Origin of the sequence: Thalassospira mesophila (assembly GCF_002115755.1) — a bacterium.
In the GTDB taxonomy this organism is placed as follows: Bacteria; Pseudomonadota; Alphaproteobacteria; order Rhodospirillales; family Thalassospiraceae; genus Thalassospira; species Thalassospira mesophila.
The window spans coordinates 1-353 of the sequence record NZ_JFKA01000083.1 but is presented as its reverse complement, the minus strand read 5'-3'; the positions used below and the strand labels follow the sequence as shown (position 1 = coordinate 353).

Annotated in this window: 1 protein-coding gene; it reads right to left on the bottom strand. The window is 53.8% G+C overall.

Annotated features, from left to right (window positions below):
* Positions 1-266, bottom strand: a 266-nt coding sequence (locus TMES_RS22140) for a permease (RefSeq protein ID WP_245835549.1), incomplete at its 3' end; no start/stop codon positions are given.
* Positions 267-353: the final 87 nt, after the last annotated feature.

The window sequence follows — 353 nt, the reverse complement described above, 5'->3', positions numbered from 1 at the left end:
GCACTGCCGATGATCAACGCTAGCACCGTCCCGGCACCCACGCCTTTGGCCATCAGAGCCGCTGCCAGAGGTATGACGGCTTCAGCGCGAATATACAACGGCACGCCGATGACAGCGGCAACTGGAATGGCAAAGGGATTATCTGGGCCTGCATACTGCTCCAATAAGTCAGTGGGCATGAAACCATAGATCACGCTGCCAATCGCAATACCGATGAGCAGGTAAGGCAACACATCGATAAAGTCCGACCAAGCTTCCCGCCACACACCACTGTACTTCCCTTCTTTCTTAACCGTGACAGTGGGTTGACTGTCACAGCATTCGCTAGACGTAGAGACTGTTGTCTTCCTATC